Source organism: Streptomyces sp. NBC_01481 (genome assembly GCF_026339995.1).
Taxonomy (GTDB): Bacteria; Actinomycetota; Actinomycetes; order Streptomycetales; family Streptomycetaceae; genus Streptomyces.
Genome location: NZ_JAPEPT010000005.1, coordinates 519,091 through 533,665, shown reverse-complemented (window position 1 = coordinate 533,665; position 14,575 = coordinate 519,091). Strand labels below are relative to the sequence as shown.

The window sequence follows — 14,575 nt, the reverse complement described above, 5'->3', positions numbered from 1 at the left end:
AGCTCAGCGCGTACGCCGGGTGACGAACTCCGCCAGGGCCAGGAGATCGCCCGCCGCCGCCAGATCCGGGACCGCGCGGGCGAGCTCGTGGACGGCCCGAGCCATCCGGTCCGCCGCCCGCAGCTGTGCCCAGTCACGGCCGCCCGCCCTGTCCACGGCGTCCGCGGCCCGGCGCACCGCCGCGGCGTTCATGGGGCGGCGGTAGAGCTCGGCAAGTTCCGCCCCGGCCGGGGTGCCCGAGGTAAGGGCGGCGACCACCGGCAGGGACTTCTTGTGGGCGGCCAGATCGGCGCCGACGGGTTTGCCCGTACGCTCCGGGTCGCCCCAGATCCCGATCAGATCGTCGATGAGCTGGAAGGCGAGCCCGGCCTCCCGGCCGAAGGCGTCCAGGGCAGTGGTCTCCTCCTCGCCCGCTCCCGCGTACAGGGCGCCGACCGCGCAGGCGCAGCCCAGCAGCGCACCGGTCTTGGCCGTCGCCATGGCGAGGCACTCGTCGAGCGAGACCTCCTGCGGGGCACGTTCCTCGAAGGCGCGGTCCGCCTGCTGCCCCGCGCACAGCTCGATCACACAGGCCGCGAGCCGCTCCGACGCGGCGCCGGCCGCGGGATGCCGGTCCTCGGCGAGCAGTCGCAGCGCGAGGGCGAGCATGGCGTCGCCCGCGATGATCGCGTCCGGAATGCCGAAGACGGTCCAGGCGGTGGGGCGGTGCCTACGGGTGGGGTCCTCGTCGATGACGTCGTCGTGGAGCAGCGTGAAGTTGTGCGCCAGCTCGACGGCGGCCGCCGCCCGCACCGCGTGCTGCGGGTCCCCGCCCAGTGCCCGGGCCGCAGCCAGCACGAGCGCGGGCCTGATGGCCCTGCCCGCCGAGCCTGCGGCCGGGGTGCCGTCCGCGTGCTCCCAGCCGAAGTGGTACATCGCGACACGGCGCATGGATCCGGGCAGCGACTCCACAGTGGTGCGCAGTTGGGGATCGACGGCTGCACGGGTGCGTTCGAGGAGGGCGACGGCCTCACCGGCCTCGACGGTGTCGGACATGGTCAACCGGGCAGTCCTTTCCAGGCGTTGGACCAAGTGCTCAGGGAACGGGGGCCGGGGGGGCGCGGGTGCGGTACCGCGCCCCCGGCCGGCCCGGTCACCGCCAGCGGCTCACCTCGACGTTCTCCAGGACACCGAGCGCGTCCGGCACCAGCACGGCCGCCGAGTAGTAGGCCGTCACGAGGTACGAGATGATCGCCTGCTCGTCGATGCCCATGAAGCGGACGGAGAGGCTGGGCTCGATCTCGTCGGGGATCCCGCTCTGCTGGAGGCCGATGACGCCCTGGTCGGCCTCGCCCGTACGCATGCAGATGATCGAGGTGGTCCTGGCCTCGGTGACCGGGATCTTGTTGCAGGGGAAGATCGGAACACCGCGCCAGGCGGGCACATGCTGCCCCGCGACCTCCACGCTGTCGGGGACCAGTCCACGCCTGTTGCACTCGCGCCCGAAGGCGGCGATGGCCCGCGGATGGGCGAGGAACAGCTTCGAACCGCGCCGCCTCGAAAGCAGTTCGTCCATGTCGTCGGGGCTGGGCACCCCGTCGTGCGGCTGCAGCCGCTGGCCGTAGTCGCAGTTGTTCAGCAGGCCGAACTCGCGATTGTTGACCAGCTCGTGCTCCTGGCGCTCGCGCAGCGCCTCGACCGTGAGCCGCAACTGCTGCTCGGTCTGGTTCATCGGCTGGTTGTAGAGGTCGGCGACCCGGCTGTGGACCTTCAGCACGGTCTGGGCGACGCTCAGTTCGTACTCGCGCGGCGCCGCGTCGTAGTCGACATAGGTGTGCGGGACGACGGCTTCGCCGACATGGCCCGCGGACAGGTCGATCGCCGCCTCGCCGTACTTGTTGGTGCGCTGGTGCGGAAGGGACGCCTGCCCGTCCAGATGCGCACGCAGCGAACCCGCGCGCTCCGCGAGGTTCAGCACATCGGCCCGGGTGAGCACCAGCGCCGTGCACGCGGTGGCGGCTCGTGCGGTGTACTCCCAGGGGGCGTCCCCGTCGAGCAGCGCGTGGTCGCCGAAGTACGAGCCGTCGGCGAGGACTCCGAGCACCGTCTCGTCGCCGTACGGACCGGTGCCGATCTGCTCCACCCGGCCGTGGGCCAGCAGAAAGATCCGGTCCGCGGCCGAACCGGAGGCGGCGAGCACCTCACCGGCCGCGAACTCCCGCTGCTCGCAGCGGTTCGCCAGCTCGGTGAAGACCGCCTCGTCGTCGAACTCCCGCAGGGCGGGCAATTCGGCAAGTTCGGCGGGGATGACCGCCACCCGGTCGCCCGTCTGCACGAACGTCACACGCCCGTCGCCGACCGAGTAGCTCAGGCGGCGGTTCACGCGGTAGGTGCCGCCCTGTACCTGCACCCACGGCAGCATGCGCAGCAGCCACCGGGAGGTGATCTCCTGCATCTGCGGAGCGGACTTCGTGGTTGTCGCAAGGTTCCGCGCAGCGGCCGTACCAAGACTCTGCTGCTTCGGCGTCTGCTGTTCGCGGACTTCGTCGCCGACAGAACCAACCGAGCCAACCGACATGGGACTCCCTCTCGATCACGGGTCTGACCTGCGTCCGCAAGCCTTCCAGCACGGAGAGTCCTCGCACCATTACACAAATGGATGGGACTAGTTCGACCTCGGCGGGGCAGGTAGGCCGACCGCCCGCTGGCCTGATCTGTTCGCACCCCCGTACCAACATATGGTCATTCCAAGGGAGTTGGTAGTAAAAGCGCGGTACGGCACATTTGACGCGCACCCCCTCACCTCCCCAAGGAGCCAGCCATGTCCCCACCCATGCCCGCGAGCAGTTTCCTCGACGCACTGCGCGGCGAGGGGCTGACAGTCGTCGAGGTCGGCGAATGGCGCACACACAACCGCAACCACAAGGGCCCTTGGGGCCCGGTGCACGGCGTGATGATCCACCACACCGTCACCCAAGGCACCGCGAACACCGTCCGTATCTGCAAAGACGGCTTCGAGGCGCTGCCGGGGCCGCTGTGCCACGGAGTCATCACCAAGGACGGCACGGTCCATCTCGTCGGCTACGGCCGCGCCAACCACGCCGGGCTCGGTGACGACGATGTCCTGAACGCCGTCATCGCGGAGAAGGCGCTGCCCCCCGACAACGAGGCGAACACGGACGGAAACCGCCATTTCTACGGATTCGAGTGCGAGAACCTCGGCGACGGCAAGGATCCCTGGCCCGAGGTCCAGCTGGAGGCGATCGAGCGGGCGGCCGCGGCGGTCTGCCGCCACCACGGCTGGACAGCCCGCTCGGTGATCGGCCACCTCGAATGGCAGCCGGGAAAGGTCGACCCCCGGGGCTTCACGATGGACGCCATGCGCGCACGCATCCATGACCGTCTGAAGTGACAATGGGTGCGTGACCAGGGAAGCGCTCGATCTCACCACCGCCCTGCAGCCGCGACTGCCGTCGCCGCTGCAGCCGGTCGAGGACGAGCGCTTCACCCGGCACGGGATACGTCTGCTGCTCAAACGGGACGATCTGATCCACCCGGACCTCCCGGGCAACAAGTGGCGCAAACTCTCCCGCAACCTTCAGGCGGCAGCGGGCCGCCCGCTGCTGACCTTCGGGGGCGCCTACTCCAACCATCTGCGGGCGACCGCGGCCGCGGGCCGCCTGCTGGGCTTCGGGACGACCGGCATCGTCCGCGGCGACGAACTGGCCTCGCGCCCCCTGAACCCTTCCCTGGCCCGGTGCGCGGCTGACGGCATGCGGCTGGTGTTCGTCTCGCGCTCGCTGTACCGCCGTAAGTCCGAGCCGGACGGGCTGGCGGCGATCCTGGACCTGGCCCGGGCATCGAGCGCCGACGGGGCCGGGATACCGCGGGACGTCTACGTCGTACCCGAAGGCGGGAGCAACGCACTGGCCGCCCGTGGCTGCGCCGACCTCGGCCGGGAGCTGGACTGCGTCGCGGATGTCGTCACCGTCGCCTGCGGCACGGGCGGGACCCTGGCGGGGCTCGCCGCCGGTCTCGCACCCGGCCGGCGTGCCATCGGCTTTCCCGTCCTGGAGGGCGGCTTCCTCACCGACGCGATATCCCGCCTCCAGCACGAAGCCTTCGGCGACCGCGCGGGCGACTGGTCCCTCGACGAGCGCTTCACCTTCGGCGGGTACGCCCGCACCACGCCCGAACTCATGGCGTTCGCGGACGACTTCGAAGCCCGTCACGACCTTCCTGTGGAGCGCGTCTACGTCGCCAAGATGCTCTACGGCCTCACCACGCTGGCCGCCGAGGGCGCCTTCCCGCCCGGCACCACGATCGCCGCGGTGATCACCGGTCAGGACTCCTCGCGATAGGCCGCCGCCTCCTCCAGGTCCAGTCGGCGCAGCAGCGTACGCATCATCTCGTCGTCGATCCGCCGCTGGTCGCGCAGCTGTACGAAGACCTCGCGCTCGGCGTCGATCATCTCCCTCGACAGACGCCGGTAGGTGTCGTCCGCGGACTCGCCGGTCAGCTCGTTCACGGCGCCCAGCCGCTCCCAGACGGCGTTCCGGCGCCGCTCCAGCACGGTGAGCAGCCGGTCCGCGAGCGGCTGCGGCAGCGCGTTGCGCTCGTCCGCCAGCAGCTCTTCCAGCCGCCGCTCTGCCGCCTGCGAGGCCTCGCTCTGGGCCTGCGCCTCGGCCAGCGTCTCGGCGTACGCGTCGCGCCCCGGCAGCTTCAGTGCCCTGATCAGCGGCGGCAGCGTGAGCCCCTGGATCACGAGCGTGCCGATGACGGTCGTGAAGGTGAGGAACAGCACCAGGTTCCGCGCCGGGAACGGTTCGTCGTCCGCCGTCGCCAGCGGGATCGAGAAGGCGATCGCGAGCGAGACGACGCCGCGCATCCCGGCCCAGCCCACGATCACCGGCGCGGTCCAGTTGGTGTCCGGTTCGCGCTCCCTGATGCGTTTCGACAGGCCGCGCGGCAGGAAGGTCGCCGGGAAGACCCAGACGAACCGCACCACCACCACGGCCGCGAAGACGCCGGCCGCGTACCAGAGGGTTTCGCCGACGCCGTACCCGCCCAGGCCCTCGATCACGTACGGCAACTGCAGCCCGATCAGCGCGAAGACGGACGACTCCAGGATGAACGCGACCATCTTCCAGACAGCCTCCTCCTGCAGCCGGGTCGCGAAGTCGACCTGCCAGGCGCGGTGCCCGAGATACAGCGCGACGACGACCACGGCGAGCACTCCGGACGCCCCGACCCACTCGGCCGCCGCGTAGGCGACGAACGGGATGAGCAGCGAGAGCGTATTCTGCAGGAGCGCTTCCTTCAGATGCGTACGCAGCCAGTGGATCGGCACCATCAGCACCAGGCCGACGGCGACCCCGCCGAGTGACGCCAGCGCGAACTCCGCGATGCCGCCTCCCCAGCTCGCGCCCTCGCCGACGGCCGCGGCGAGCGCCACCTTGTACGCGGTGATCGCGGTCGCGTCGTTCACCAGGGATTCGCCCTGCAGGATCGTCGTGATCCGGTTCGGCAGGCCCAGCCGCCGGGCGATCGCGGTCGCGGCGACGGCGTCCGGCGGCGCGACGACCGCGCCCAGCACCAGGGCTGCCGTGAGTGGCAGATCCGGCACCAGAAGGTAGGCGAGGTAACCGACAGCGACGGTCGCGAAGAGGACATAACCGACGGAGAGCATCGCGACGGGCCGCGCGTTCGCCCGCAGATCGAGATACGAGCTGTCGACCGCCGCCGTGTACAGCAGCGGCGGCAGGATCAGCGGGAGCACGATGTGCGGGTCGAGCGTGTAGTCGGGCACCCCGGGCACATAGGCGGCCAGCAGCCCGGCCGTCACCAGCAGCAGGGGCGCGGGAACCGGTGTCCTTCGGGCCGCCCCGGCGATCGCGGCACTCACCGCGATCAGCGCGATCAGTGGCAATGCGTCCATCTCGCCGATCCCCTGTCCGTACGTATGTCCGTAACCCGCGTCGTAATCTGGCAATCATGAGCGAGTGTCCGCACGTAGCCGAACTGCCCCGTCCCCAGCCGGCCCCGCAGAGCGAGACCTGTGTGGAGTGTCAGGCGACCGGCAGCCATCCCGTGCAGCTGCGCATCTGCCTGGTGTGCGGGCATGTGGGGTGCTGCGACTCGTCGCCCCACCGGCATGCGAGCGGGCACTTCAGACAGACGGGGCATCCGATTATGCAGAGCCTGGAGGCGGGTGCTCCCTGGCGATGGTGTTCTGTCGACGGTTCGATCGTCTGACGCGTGGGTACGTCAACCCTCCGCCGGTTCCTCGCAATTGGACCGCGCAGACCTCTAGCCACTGTGCGTACTCATGTGCTTACCATGAGTGACAGCTATCGACTGGGGGTCCCGGCGACAGGGCACCATGGATCGCGATAGCGTCGCCGGGCCACTACCGGCTACGTACGAAACGTAGCGACGGCTTCGGGATCTCCCCTCCCGTAGCCCCGTTTGAGCTTGTGCCACCTTGGAGGTGAGGGTGTCCCAGATCGCAGGCGAGCCCGGGACTCAGGACTTCGTGGAAGTCCGGCTGCCCGCTGCGGGTGCCTACCTGTCCGTGCTGCGTACGGCCACGGCCGGTCTCGCGGCGCGCTTGGACTTCACCCTCGACGAGATCGAGGATCTTCGGATCGCGGTCGACGAGGCGTGCGCGATCCTGCTCCAGCAGGCCGTTCCCGGTTCCGTCCTCAGCTGCGTGTTCCGGCTCGTCGACGACTCGCTCGAGGTCACGGTCTCGGCACCGACGACCGACGGGCGCGCGCCGGAGCGTGACACCTTCGCCTGGACGGTGCTCTCCGCACTGGCGGGCAAGGTCGACTCATCGGTCGCCGACGACCGTACGGTCACCATCAGCCTGTACAAACAGCGCGGCGCGGGACCCGGTCCGGCGTGAGGGACGGGGACGGTCCGGTGCGGAAGGAGCCACCCGCGGTGACGGGCTTCCCGGAGCAGCAGGCGCGGCCGCACCCGGAGGACGGGCTGGACGGCCAGACGGCCGCGGCGGAGCAGGCGCAGGCGCAGGCAGGGCAGGCGGACCGTATGAGCGAGCACGTGAACGAGCAGCAGCACCACGATCCACATGACCGCAGCGGGGCGCGGGCGATGTTCATCGAGCTGCGCAAGCTGCCCGACGGCTCACCGGAGCGGGCGGAGCTGCGCAACCAGCTGGTGCGGATGCATCTGCCGCTGGTCGAGCACCTGGCCCGGCGCTTCCGCAATCGTGGCGAGCCGCTGGACGATCTGACGCAGGTCGCGACGATCGGCCTGATCAAGTCGGTGGACCGGTTCGACCCGGAGCGCGGTGTCGAGTTCTCGACGTACGCGACCCCGACGGTGGTCGGCGAGATCAAGCGCCACTTCCGCGACAAGGGGTGGGCGGTGCGGGTGCCGCGTCGCCTCCAGGAACTGCGGCTCGCCCTGACGACGGCGACGGCGGAACTGTCCCAGCAGCACGGCCGCTCCCCCACGGTCCACGAACTGGCCGAACGCCTGGGCATCTCGGAGGAGGAGGTCCTGGAGGGCCTGGAGTCCGCGAACGCGTACTCCACGCTGTCCCTGGACGTCCCCGACACGGACGACGAGTCCCCGGCGGTGGCGGACACGCTCGGCGCGGAGGACGAGGCGCTGGAGGGCGTGGAGTACCGGGAGTCGCTCAAGCCGCTGCTGGAGGACCTCCCGCCGCGGGAAAAGCGGATCCTGCTGCTGCGGTTCTTCGGCAACATGACCCAGTCGCAGATCGCGCAGGAGGTGGGCATCTCCCAGATGCACGTCTCGCGCCTCCTGGCCAGAACGCTGGCCCAGCTCCGGGAGAAGCTCCTGGTGGAGGAGTAAGGCCCCGCGGTAGCGGGCCCGGGCCCGCTACCGCTGCGCGTCCCCCGCACTGCCGCGGATTCCCAGGGCCTGGGCCGTCGTCGGGTTCACCAGCAGGACCAGGCCCGTCACCGCCATCGCCGCCAGCACCATGCCCACCGGGATCAGCGCGCCCGACGAGCGCAGCAGCGTCCAGGCCGGGATCAGGGCCATCAGGTGCGTGATGATCGCCGGGCCCCGGCTCCAGCTGCGTGCGCGCAGCAGCCCCCTCGTCGCGATCAGTGGAATCGCGCCGAGTGCGACAAGCGTCACCCCGCCCATCTCCGCCTGCGAGGGACTGTCCGGCCGGCCGAGCAGCCCCAGTACGAGCATGTAGACGCCGCCGGCGACCAGTACCAGCCCTTCCAGGCCGGACACCGCGGCCGCGGCGGTCAGACGGGCGGGGCGGGGGGTCTGCTCAGTGCTCATTCCAGCAGGGTAGCGGCCGTGCGCAGCCCTGGGCTGGGCCAGGTGCACACCACTGGGTACGCTGCTGCGCATGCGCGCACTTCTCGTGGTCAATCCGGCAGCAACCACCACCAGTGCCCGCACTCGTGACGTACTCATCCATGCCCTCGCCAGCGAGATGAAGCTGGAAGCGGTCACCACGGAGTACCGCGGACACGCCCGCGACCTCGGCCGCCGGGCCGCCGACTCCGACGACATAGAGCTCGTCGTCGCCCTCGGCGGCGACGGCACCGTCAACGAGGTCGTCAACGGCCTGCTGCACAACGGCCCCGATCCCGACCACCTCCCCCGTCTCGCCGTCGTCCCGGGAGGCTCGACGAATGTCTTCGCGCGCGCCCTCGGGCTGCCGAACGACGCCGTGGAGGCGACCGGCGCGATTCTGGACGCTCTCCGTGATCAGACGGAGCGCACCGTCGGCCTCGGGCTCGCGGCCGGCACCCCGGGCACGGAGGACGAGGGCGTCCCGGCCCGCTGGTTCACCTTCTGCGCCGGACTCGGTTTCGACGCGAGCGTCATCGGCAGGGTCGAACAGCAGCGGGAGCGCGGCAAGCGGTCCACGCACGCCCTCTATATGCGCCAGGTGGTACGCCAGTTTCTGGACGAGCCCCACCGCCGCCAGGGCCCGATCACTCTCGAGCGCCCCGGCGAGGACCCGGTCAGCAATCTCGTGCTGTCCATAATCTGCAACACCACCCCCTGGACCTACCTGGGCAATCGCCCGGTGTACGCCTCGCCGGAGGCCTCCTTCGACACGGCCCTGGACGTCGTCGCGCTGACCAAGCTGTCGACTCCCGCCGTGGCTCGTTATGCGACCCAGCTGCTCACATCCACCCCCGAGCGCGGACCACGCGGTAAGCACGCGGTCACTCTTCACGACCTGACGGACTTCACCTTGCATTCAAAGGTCCCGCTCCCGTTCCAGATGGACGGTGACCACCTGGGACTGCGCACCAGCGTGACGTTCACAGGCGTACGCCGTGCACTGCGTGTGATTGTGTGAGCGGAAGGGCCGGAAGTCCTTTATCTCGAACGTACGGACTGGGCTCCACCCCATAGAAGTACGGCTGTGACCTAGTCGACACCGAGGAATCAAAAAAAAGTTTCCGGAAGGGGTTGTATCCGCCGCCGAGGTTTGCGAATCTCTACATGGCGATCGGGACGGCCCGCAACATCGGCCCCACAGACCGCCAGAACCCCTCCTCAGAACTTCAGGACCACGCCAGTGCAACTGGCAGTCGGCCCTTCCCTTGCGGGGGGATTCGTGAAAGCGTTCACATTCACAAGCAACCTGCATGTAATACCAAGGAGAGGTAGCAGCCATGGACTGGCGTCACAACGCCGTTTGCCGCGAGGAAGACCCCGAGCTCTTCTTCCCCATCGGCAACACTGGTCCTGCGCTGCTGCAGATCGAGGAAGCCAAGGCCGTCTGCCGTCGCTGCCCCGTCATGGAGCAGTGCCTGCAGTGGGCGCTCGAGTCCGGCCAGGACTCCGGCGTCTGGGGTGGCCTCAGCGAGGACGAGCGCCGCGCTATGAAGCGCCGTGCCGCTCGCAACCGGGCGCGTAACGCCAGCGCCTGAAGCCCCTGATACGAGCCTGAGCTCTGGCGGCGCGTACAGAGAGTACGCACTCACCGCCCCCGAGCCGCAGCGCGCAGTGCCCCCGATGCGCATCGCAATCGCAGCGTGAGCAAACACAAGCTTCGAGCCCCGGACCGTTCCACGGTCCGGGGCTCATCGCTTATTTGTCGCCCTGGACCGGGATGTCGAGCACGACCCGCGTGCCCCGCCCCGGCTCCGGCACCCGCACCATGTCGAAGCCGCCGCCCAACTCCCCTTCCACCAGGGTCCGTACGATCTGCAGGCCGAGATTCCCGGCCCGCTGGGCGTCGAAGCCCTCGGGCAGTCCGCAGCCGTCGTCCTGCACAGTGATCAGCAGCCGACCCTCGGTGCGCTGGTCACTGCGTACGGCCGCGACCTCGACCGAGCCGTGTTCCCCCTGCGCGAAGGCGTGTTCCAGGGCGTTCTGCAGCACCTCTGTCAGGACCATCGACAGCGGGGTCGCGACCTCGGCGTCCAGAATGCCGAAGCGGCCCGTACGGCGGCAGGCGACCTTGCCCGGGGAGATCTCGGCGACCATCGCGATGACCCGGTCGGCGATCTCGTCGAACTCGACGCGCTCGTCCAGGTTCTGGGAGAGCGTCTCGTGCACGATCGCGATCGAACCGACGCGCCGCACCGCCTCGTTGAGCGCTTCGCGGCCACGGACGGAATCCATCCGCCGAGCCTGGAGCCGCAGCAGCGCGGCCACCGTCTGAAGGTTGTTCTTCACCCGGTGGTGGATTTCCCGGATGGTGGCGTCCTTGGTGATCAACTCGCGCTCGCGGCGGCGCAGTTCGGTGACGTCACGCAGCAGTACGAGCGAACCGATGTGGGTGCCCTTGGGCTTGAGCGGGATGGTACGCAGCTGGATGACGCCGTCGTTGCCCTCGACCTCGGTCTCGCGGGGCGCGTAACCGCTGACGAGTTTGACCAGGGCCTCGTCGACCGGGCCGCGGGAGGGGGCGAGTTCGGCGGTGGTCTGGCCGAGGTGGTGTCCGACGAGGTCGGAGGCGAGGCCGAGGCGGTGGTACGCGGAGAGGCCGTTGGGGCTCGCGTACTGGACGACGCCGTCGGCGTCGAGGCGGATCAGCCCGTCGCCGACGCGCGGGGACGCGTCCATGTCGACCTGCTGGCCGGGGAAGGGGAAGGAGCCCGCGGCGATCATCTGGGCGAGGTCGGACGCGGACTGGAGGTAGGTGAGCTCCAGCCGGGACGGGGTCCGCACCGTCAGCAGATTCGTGTTGCGGGCGATGACTCCGAGGACGCGGCCCTCTCGGCGTACGGGGATGGACTCGACCCGTACCGGAACCTCCTCGCGCCACTCCGGGTCGCCCTCGCGCACGATCCGCCCCTCGTCGAGCGCGGCGTCGAGCAGCGGGCGCCGGCCGCGGGGAACGAGATGGCCGACCATGTCGTCCTGATAGGAGGTGGGGCCGGTGTTCGGCCGCATCTGGGCCACGGAGACATAGCGGGTGCCGTCGAGGGTGGGGACCCACAGGACGAGGTCGGCGAAGGAGAGGTCGGAGAGCAGCTGCCACTCCGAGACCAGCAGATGGAGCCACTCGAGGTCGGATTCACTCAGGGCTGTGTGCTGGCGTACGAGGTCGTTCATGGAGGGCACAACTGCGAGCGTACCTGCGGGGTGAACCGGTCGGGCTGCCCGCCCGTGCCGCAGGATGGGACGAGAACTATGCTCTGCAAATGGATGGACAGTGAAGAATGGTCTAGTCCACAATGAATCAAGCTGTACGACTCCGGAGGGCGACCCCCGGATCCTGATACCTCCGCCCTCCCCGCACAGGAGGGTGGACCGAGGTCCACGGCGCTCTCTGCCCTGACTGCGCCGAGACCTCCACCCGGCCGCGCGGGACCGCACACCTGCCGGCCGGAGCGACTCCGGGCTGCGGTGCCGGACGGGTTGAGGGTCCCGTCAGGCGCCGCGGCCCGCGGGTTTCAGTGCGTCTCCGTCACCTTGGCCAGCGCCCTCGGCGCGTCCGGATCCTGGCCCCGGGCGATCGTCACCTCGTACGCCAGCAGTTGCAGCGGCAGGATCTCCAGAATCGGCTGGAGCTCCTCCGGGACGCCCTCCGTCGGCAGGACGAAGCCCGCAGAGGCCGCCTCAGCCTGGGGAGCCGGGCCCACCACCACGAGGTCCGCGCCGCGGCCGCGGAGGCGGTCCAGGACCGGCTGGAGCGCCTCGCCGCCCTTGCCGTCGGTGACCACCGCGATGACCGGGGAGATGTTGTCCACCATCGCCAGCGGACCGTGCAGCAGGTCCGCGCCGGAGTACGAGAGCGCCGGGATGTAGCTCGTCTCCATCAGCTTCAGCGCGGCCTCCTTCGCCGTGGGGTAGCCGTAACCCCGCGACGTGATCACCATCCGCTCGGCGAAGCGGTAGCGGGAGGCCAGGTGCCGTACCTCGTCCTGGCGGGCAAGGACCTGCGAGGCCAGGTCGGGAAGGACCTTCGCCGCCGCGCCGTCACCGCCCCGCAGACCCTCCACGAACAGATAGAGCGCGAGCAGCGACGCCGTGTACGTCTTCGTGGCCGGAAGCGCCTTCTCGGGACCGGCCAGGATGTCGATGTGGAACTCGGAGACCGCCACCAGCGGGGAGTTGGGGTTGTTCGTGACCGCGAGCGTGATCGCGCCCCCCTCGCGCGCCGCCTTCGTCGAGGCGACCAGGTCCGGCGAGCCTCCGGACTGGCTGACCGTGATGACCAGAACGTCCGTCAGGTCGGGCCGCGCGCCGTACGCCGTCGTCGTGGACATGGAGGTCAGCCCGCACGGCAGACCGAGCCGGATCTCGAGCAGATACTTCGCGTACAGCGCGGCGTTGTCGGACGTGCCGCGCGCGGTGAGCAGCACGAAGCGCGGGCCCCGCGCCGCGATCGCCGCCGCCACCTCGCGGATCCTCGGCGCGCCCTGCTCCAGGATGCGGCGCAGCACCATCGGCTGCTCCGCCATCTCACCGGCCATGATCCCGCCCGGCTTTCCGGACATGCGAGGTGCCTCCATGTGGCATTCCCTGTGCCGGGACGGACAGGCCGGCCCGGTACCGCGCGGTTCGCGTCGGTCAGGCTCCGGCGCCCTTGCCGGTGATGACCTCCGCGGCGGCCCGTCCGCAGACGCGGGCGGCGCCATGGGTCGCGATGTGCAGGGCCCCCCTCGGCTCGGCCCGGTCCAGCCCCATCTCGACCACGACCGTGTCGGGACGGGCCGCGATTAGGGCGTCCAGGGCGTCCGCCATCCAGGGGTGGCGGTGAACGTCGCGCACTACAGCGACGATCCTACGGTCACCCGCGGCACCCAGCACCTGTGCCACCAGGGGCGACACATCGGTCGCGGCGGCATAGGTGTCGGTCGTCGTGCCCGGCAGGATCGCGGCCAGCTCGGCCGCCACGCCCCAGGGAGTCTCGTCCCCCACGGCGATGTTCGCGACGGGGGTGAGAGCCACGACGTACGGGGCGCTCGTGAGGGGTGTGAACGGCTCCGCCGCCCTCACCCGCAGGGCCCGCCGCGCGGCGACCAGACCGATGTCCGTCAGTCCGGTGTCGGCCAGTCCGGTGTCGGTGCCGGGCGCGGTCCCTCCCCCTGGCTTCGCCGGGGGGACCCCCACCTCCGAAGCCGCGCCCGGCTCCGCTGCGGCCCCCCTGGCCCGTCGCGTCCAGTCGGCGAGCGCGCGCACCCGCGCGGCCGCGTCGGCCAGTCGCTCCTCGGGCAGTTCGCCGTCCCGTACCGCCGTGACCAGCGCGTCGCGCAGTCGCAGTACGGTCTCCTCGTCGGACAGGCCGCCGCCGACGCAGATCGCGTCGGCACCCGCGGCGATCGCGAGGACGGAGCCGCGCTCGATGCCGTACACCGCCGAGATGGCCTGCATCTCCATGCCGTCGGTGACGATCAGGCCCTGGTAGCCCAGCTCTTCGCGCAGCAGACCGGTGAGGATCTGCGGGCTCAGTGTCGCCGGGCGATCAGGGTCGAGCGCGGGAAGCAGGATATGCGCGCTCATCACCGCTTTGGAACCCGCCGCGATCGCCGCGCGGAAAGGCACCAGCTCACGGGCGTGCAGCGTGTCGAGATCGACATCGATCCGGGGCAGCGCGTGGTGGGAGTCCACGTTGGTGTCGCCGTGTCCGGGGAAGTGCTTGGTGCAGGCGGCGACTCCGGCGGCCTGGAGACCTTCGATGTACGCGACGGTGTGGCGGGCGGCGAGCGCGGTGTCGGCGCCGAAGGACCGTACACCGATGACCGGATTGTCCGGGTTCGAGTTGATGTCCGCGGACGGCGCCCAGTTGAGGTCGACCCCGCATTCGGCCAGCCTGCGGCCCAGTTCGCGGGCGACGGCCCGGGTGAGGTCCGTGTCGTCCACCGTGCCCAGCGCGTAGTTGCCGGGGAAGGAGGAGCCGGTGCGTACCTCCAGGCGGGTGACGTCTCCGCCCTCCTCGTCGATCGCGACGAGCACGTCGTCCCGCTCGGCCCTCAACTGTGCGGTGAGGCGGGCCAGTTGATCCGGGAAGAGGATATTACGGCCGAACAGGCCGACGGCCGAGAGGCCTTCGCCGATCCGGCGCAGCAGCCAGTCGGGGGCGGTGGTTCCGACGAAACCCGGCTGGAGGACGGCGAGGGCGTCGCGCGTCAGGGTGTCTGTGCGTACGAGAGTTGTCATG

Annotated in this window: 14 protein-coding genes; 7 read left to right on the top strand and 7 right to left on the bottom strand. The window is 70.2% G+C overall.

Features of this window, described 5'->3' with window-relative positions:
* Positions 1 to 3 precede the first annotated feature (3 nt).
* Together OOK40_RS28540 and OOK40_RS28535 are read right to left on the bottom strand one after the other, a co-directional pair.
* Positions 4 to 1,035: a family 2 encapsulin nanocompartment cargo protein polyprenyl transferase gene (locus OOK40_RS28540; RefSeq protein ID WP_266487254.1), complete on the bottom strand. Its 1,032-nt coding sequence runs from the start codon at positions 1,033 to 1,035 to the stop codon at positions 4 to 6.
* A 97-nt stretch (positions 1,036 to 1,132) separates the two neighbouring features.
* A complete protein-coding gene (locus tag OOK40_RS28535; protein WP_266487253.1) occupies positions 1,133 to 2,557 on the bottom strand; it encodes a family 2B encapsulin nanocompartment shell protein in 1,425 nt (474 codons plus the stop codon).
* Between the two features lie 243 nt (positions 2,558 to 2,800).
* Here OOK40_RS28535 and OOK40_RS28530 point away from each other — a divergent pair, with 243 nt between their 5' ends.
* Together OOK40_RS28530 and OOK40_RS28525 are read left to right on the top strand one after the other, a co-directional pair.
* Positions 2,801 to 3,391, top strand: a complete 591-nt coding sequence (locus OOK40_RS28530; protein ID WP_266487252.1) for an N-acetylmuramoyl-L-alanine amidase — start codon at positions 2,801 to 2,803, stop codon at positions 3,389 to 3,391.
* A gap of 10 nt (positions 3,392 to 3,401) precedes the next feature.
* The gene (locus OOK40_RS28525; protein ID WP_266487251.1) at positions 3,402 to 4,340 is read left to right on the top strand and encodes a 1-aminocyclopropane-1-carboxylate deaminase/D-cysteine desulfhydrase; all 939 of its coding nucleotides are present in this window, start codon (positions 3,402 to 3,404) and stop codon (positions 4,338 to 4,340) included.
* On the opposite strand, the gene OOK40_RS28520 is transcribed toward OOK40_RS28525, so the two are convergent.
* A complete protein-coding gene (locus OOK40_RS28520; protein ID WP_266487250.1) occupies positions 4,322 to 5,917 on the bottom strand; it encodes a Na+/H+ antiporter in 1,596 nt (531 codons plus the stop codon). The two genes, OOK40_RS28525 and OOK40_RS28520, sit on opposite strands and share 19 nt — an antisense overlap.
* 56 nt (positions 5,918 to 5,973) lie before the next feature.
* Between OOK40_RS28520 and OOK40_RS28515 the strand changes: the two genes are divergently transcribed.
* The 3 genes from OOK40_RS28515 (at position 5,974) to OOK40_RS28505 (ending at position 7,827) form a co-directional block, all read left to right on the top strand.
* The gene (locus tag OOK40_RS28515; RefSeq protein ID WP_266487249.1) at positions 5,974 to 6,234 is read left to right on the top strand and encodes a UBP-type zinc finger domain-containing protein; all 261 of its coding nucleotides are present in this window, start codon (positions 5,974 to 5,976) and stop codon (positions 6,232 to 6,234) included.
* Between the two features lie 241 nt (positions 6,235 to 6,475).
* On the top strand, positions 6,476 to 6,889 hold the full coding sequence (locus OOK40_RS28510) for an anti-sigma regulatory factor (protein WP_266487247.1): 414 nt from the start codon (positions 6,476 to 6,478) through the stop codon (positions 6,887 to 6,889).
* 17 nt (positions 6,890 to 6,906) lie between these two features.
* Positions 6,907 to 7,827 (top strand): RNA polymerase sigma factor SigF, encoded by a 921-nt coding sequence (locus OOK40_RS28505; protein WP_266487245.1) that lies wholly within the window; start codon positions 6,907 to 6,909, stop codon positions 7,825 to 7,827.
* 27 nt (positions 7,828 to 7,854) lie between these two features.
* On the opposite strand, the gene OOK40_RS28500 is transcribed toward OOK40_RS28505, so the two are convergent.
* On the bottom strand, positions 7,855 to 8,274 hold the full coding sequence (locus OOK40_RS28500; RefSeq protein ID WP_266487243.1) for a hypothetical protein: 420 nt from the start codon (positions 8,272 to 8,274) through the stop codon (positions 7,855 to 7,857).
* Between the two features lie 70 nt (positions 8,275 to 8,344).
* Between OOK40_RS28500 and OOK40_RS28495 the strand changes: the two genes are divergently transcribed.
* The gene (locus OOK40_RS28495) at positions 8,345 to 9,313 is read left to right on the top strand and encodes a diacylglycerol kinase family protein (RefSeq protein ID WP_266487242.1); all 969 of its coding nucleotides are present in this window, start codon (positions 8,345 to 8,347) and stop codon (positions 9,311 to 9,313) included.
* A 319-nt stretch (positions 9,314 to 9,632) separates the two neighbouring features.
* Positions 9,633 to 9,890, top strand: coding sequence for a WhiB family transcriptional regulator (locus OOK40_RS28490; RefSeq protein WP_003953983.1), 258 nt, complete (start codon positions 9,633 to 9,635; stop codon positions 9,888 to 9,890).
* Positions 9,891 to 10,050: 160 nt separating this feature from the next.
* On the opposite strand, the gene OOK40_RS28485 is transcribed toward OOK40_RS28490, so the two are convergent.
* The 3 genes from OOK40_RS28485 to OOK40_RS28475 all read right to left on the bottom strand — a co-directional run bounded on the left by OOK40_RS28485 (position 10,051) and on the right by OOK40_RS28475 (position 14,574).
* Positions 10,051 to 11,523 (bottom strand): PAS domain-containing sensor histidine kinase, encoded by a 1,473-nt coding sequence (locus tag OOK40_RS28485; protein ID WP_266487711.1) that lies wholly within the window; start codon positions 11,521 to 11,523, stop codon positions 10,051 to 10,053.
* Positions 11,524 to 11,864: 341 nt separating this feature from the next.
* Positions 11,865 to 12,926: an SIS domain-containing protein gene (locus OOK40_RS28480; protein ID WP_266487240.1), complete on the bottom strand. Its 1,062-nt coding sequence runs from the start codon at positions 12,924 to 12,926 to the stop codon at positions 11,865 to 11,867.
* Positions 12,927 to 12,984: 58 nt separating this feature from the next.
* Positions 12,985 to 14,574 carry a glycoside hydrolase family 3 protein gene (locus OOK40_RS28475; RefSeq protein ID WP_266487239.1) on the bottom strand — a complete coding sequence of 530 codons (1,590 nt, stop codon included), beginning with the start codon at positions 14,572 to 14,574 and terminating at the stop codon, positions 12,985 to 12,987.
* Position 14,575 lies beyond the last annotated feature (1 nt).

What these genes read in the sequence shown, in the direction of transcription:
- OOK40_RS28540 (WP_266487254.1), bottom strand. Translation starts at nt 1,035, where the DNA reads ATGTCCGACACCGTCGAGGCCGGTGAGGCCGTCGCCCTCCTCGAACGC.
- OOK40_RS28535 (WP_266487253.1), bottom strand. Translation starts at nt 2,557, where the DNA reads ATGTCGGTTGGCTCGGTTGGTTCTGTCGGCGACGAAGTCCGCGAACAG.
- OOK40_RS28530 (WP_266487252.1), top strand. Translation starts at nt 2,801, where the DNA reads ATGTCCCCACCCATGCCCGCGAGCAGTTTCCTCGACGCACTGCGCGGC.
- OOK40_RS28520 (WP_266487250.1), bottom strand. Translation starts at nt 5,917, where the DNA reads ATGGACGCATTGCCACTGATCGCGCTGATCGCGGTGAGTGCCGCGATC.
- OOK40_RS28515 (WP_266487249.1), top strand. Translation starts at nt 5,974, where the DNA reads ATGAGCGAGTGTCCGCACGTAGCCGAACTGCCCCGTCCCCAGCCGGCC.
- OOK40_RS28500 (WP_266487243.1), bottom strand. Translation starts at nt 8,274, where the DNA reads ATGAGCACTGAGCAGACCCCCCGCCCCGCCCGTCTGACCGCCGCGGCC.
- OOK40_RS28495 (WP_266487242.1), top strand. Translation starts at nt 8,345, where the DNA reads ATGCGCGCACTTCTCGTGGTCAATCCGGCAGCAACCACCACCAGTGCC.
- OOK40_RS28490 (WP_003953983.1), top strand. Translation starts at nt 9,633, where the DNA reads ATGGACTGGCGTCACAACGCCGTTTGCCGCGAGGAAGACCCCGAGCTC.
- OOK40_RS28485 (WP_266487711.1), bottom strand. Translation starts at nt 11,523, where the DNA reads ATGAACGACCTCGTACGCCAGCACACAGCCCTGAGTGAATCCGACCTC.
- OOK40_RS28480 (WP_266487240.1), bottom strand. Translation starts at nt 12,926, where the DNA reads ATGGAGGCACCTCGCATGTCCGGAAAGCCGGGCGGGATCATGGCCGGT.
- OOK40_RS28475 (WP_266487239.1), bottom strand. Translation starts at nt 14,574, where the DNA reads ATGACAACTCTCGTACGCACAGACACCCTGACGCGCGACGCCCTCGCC.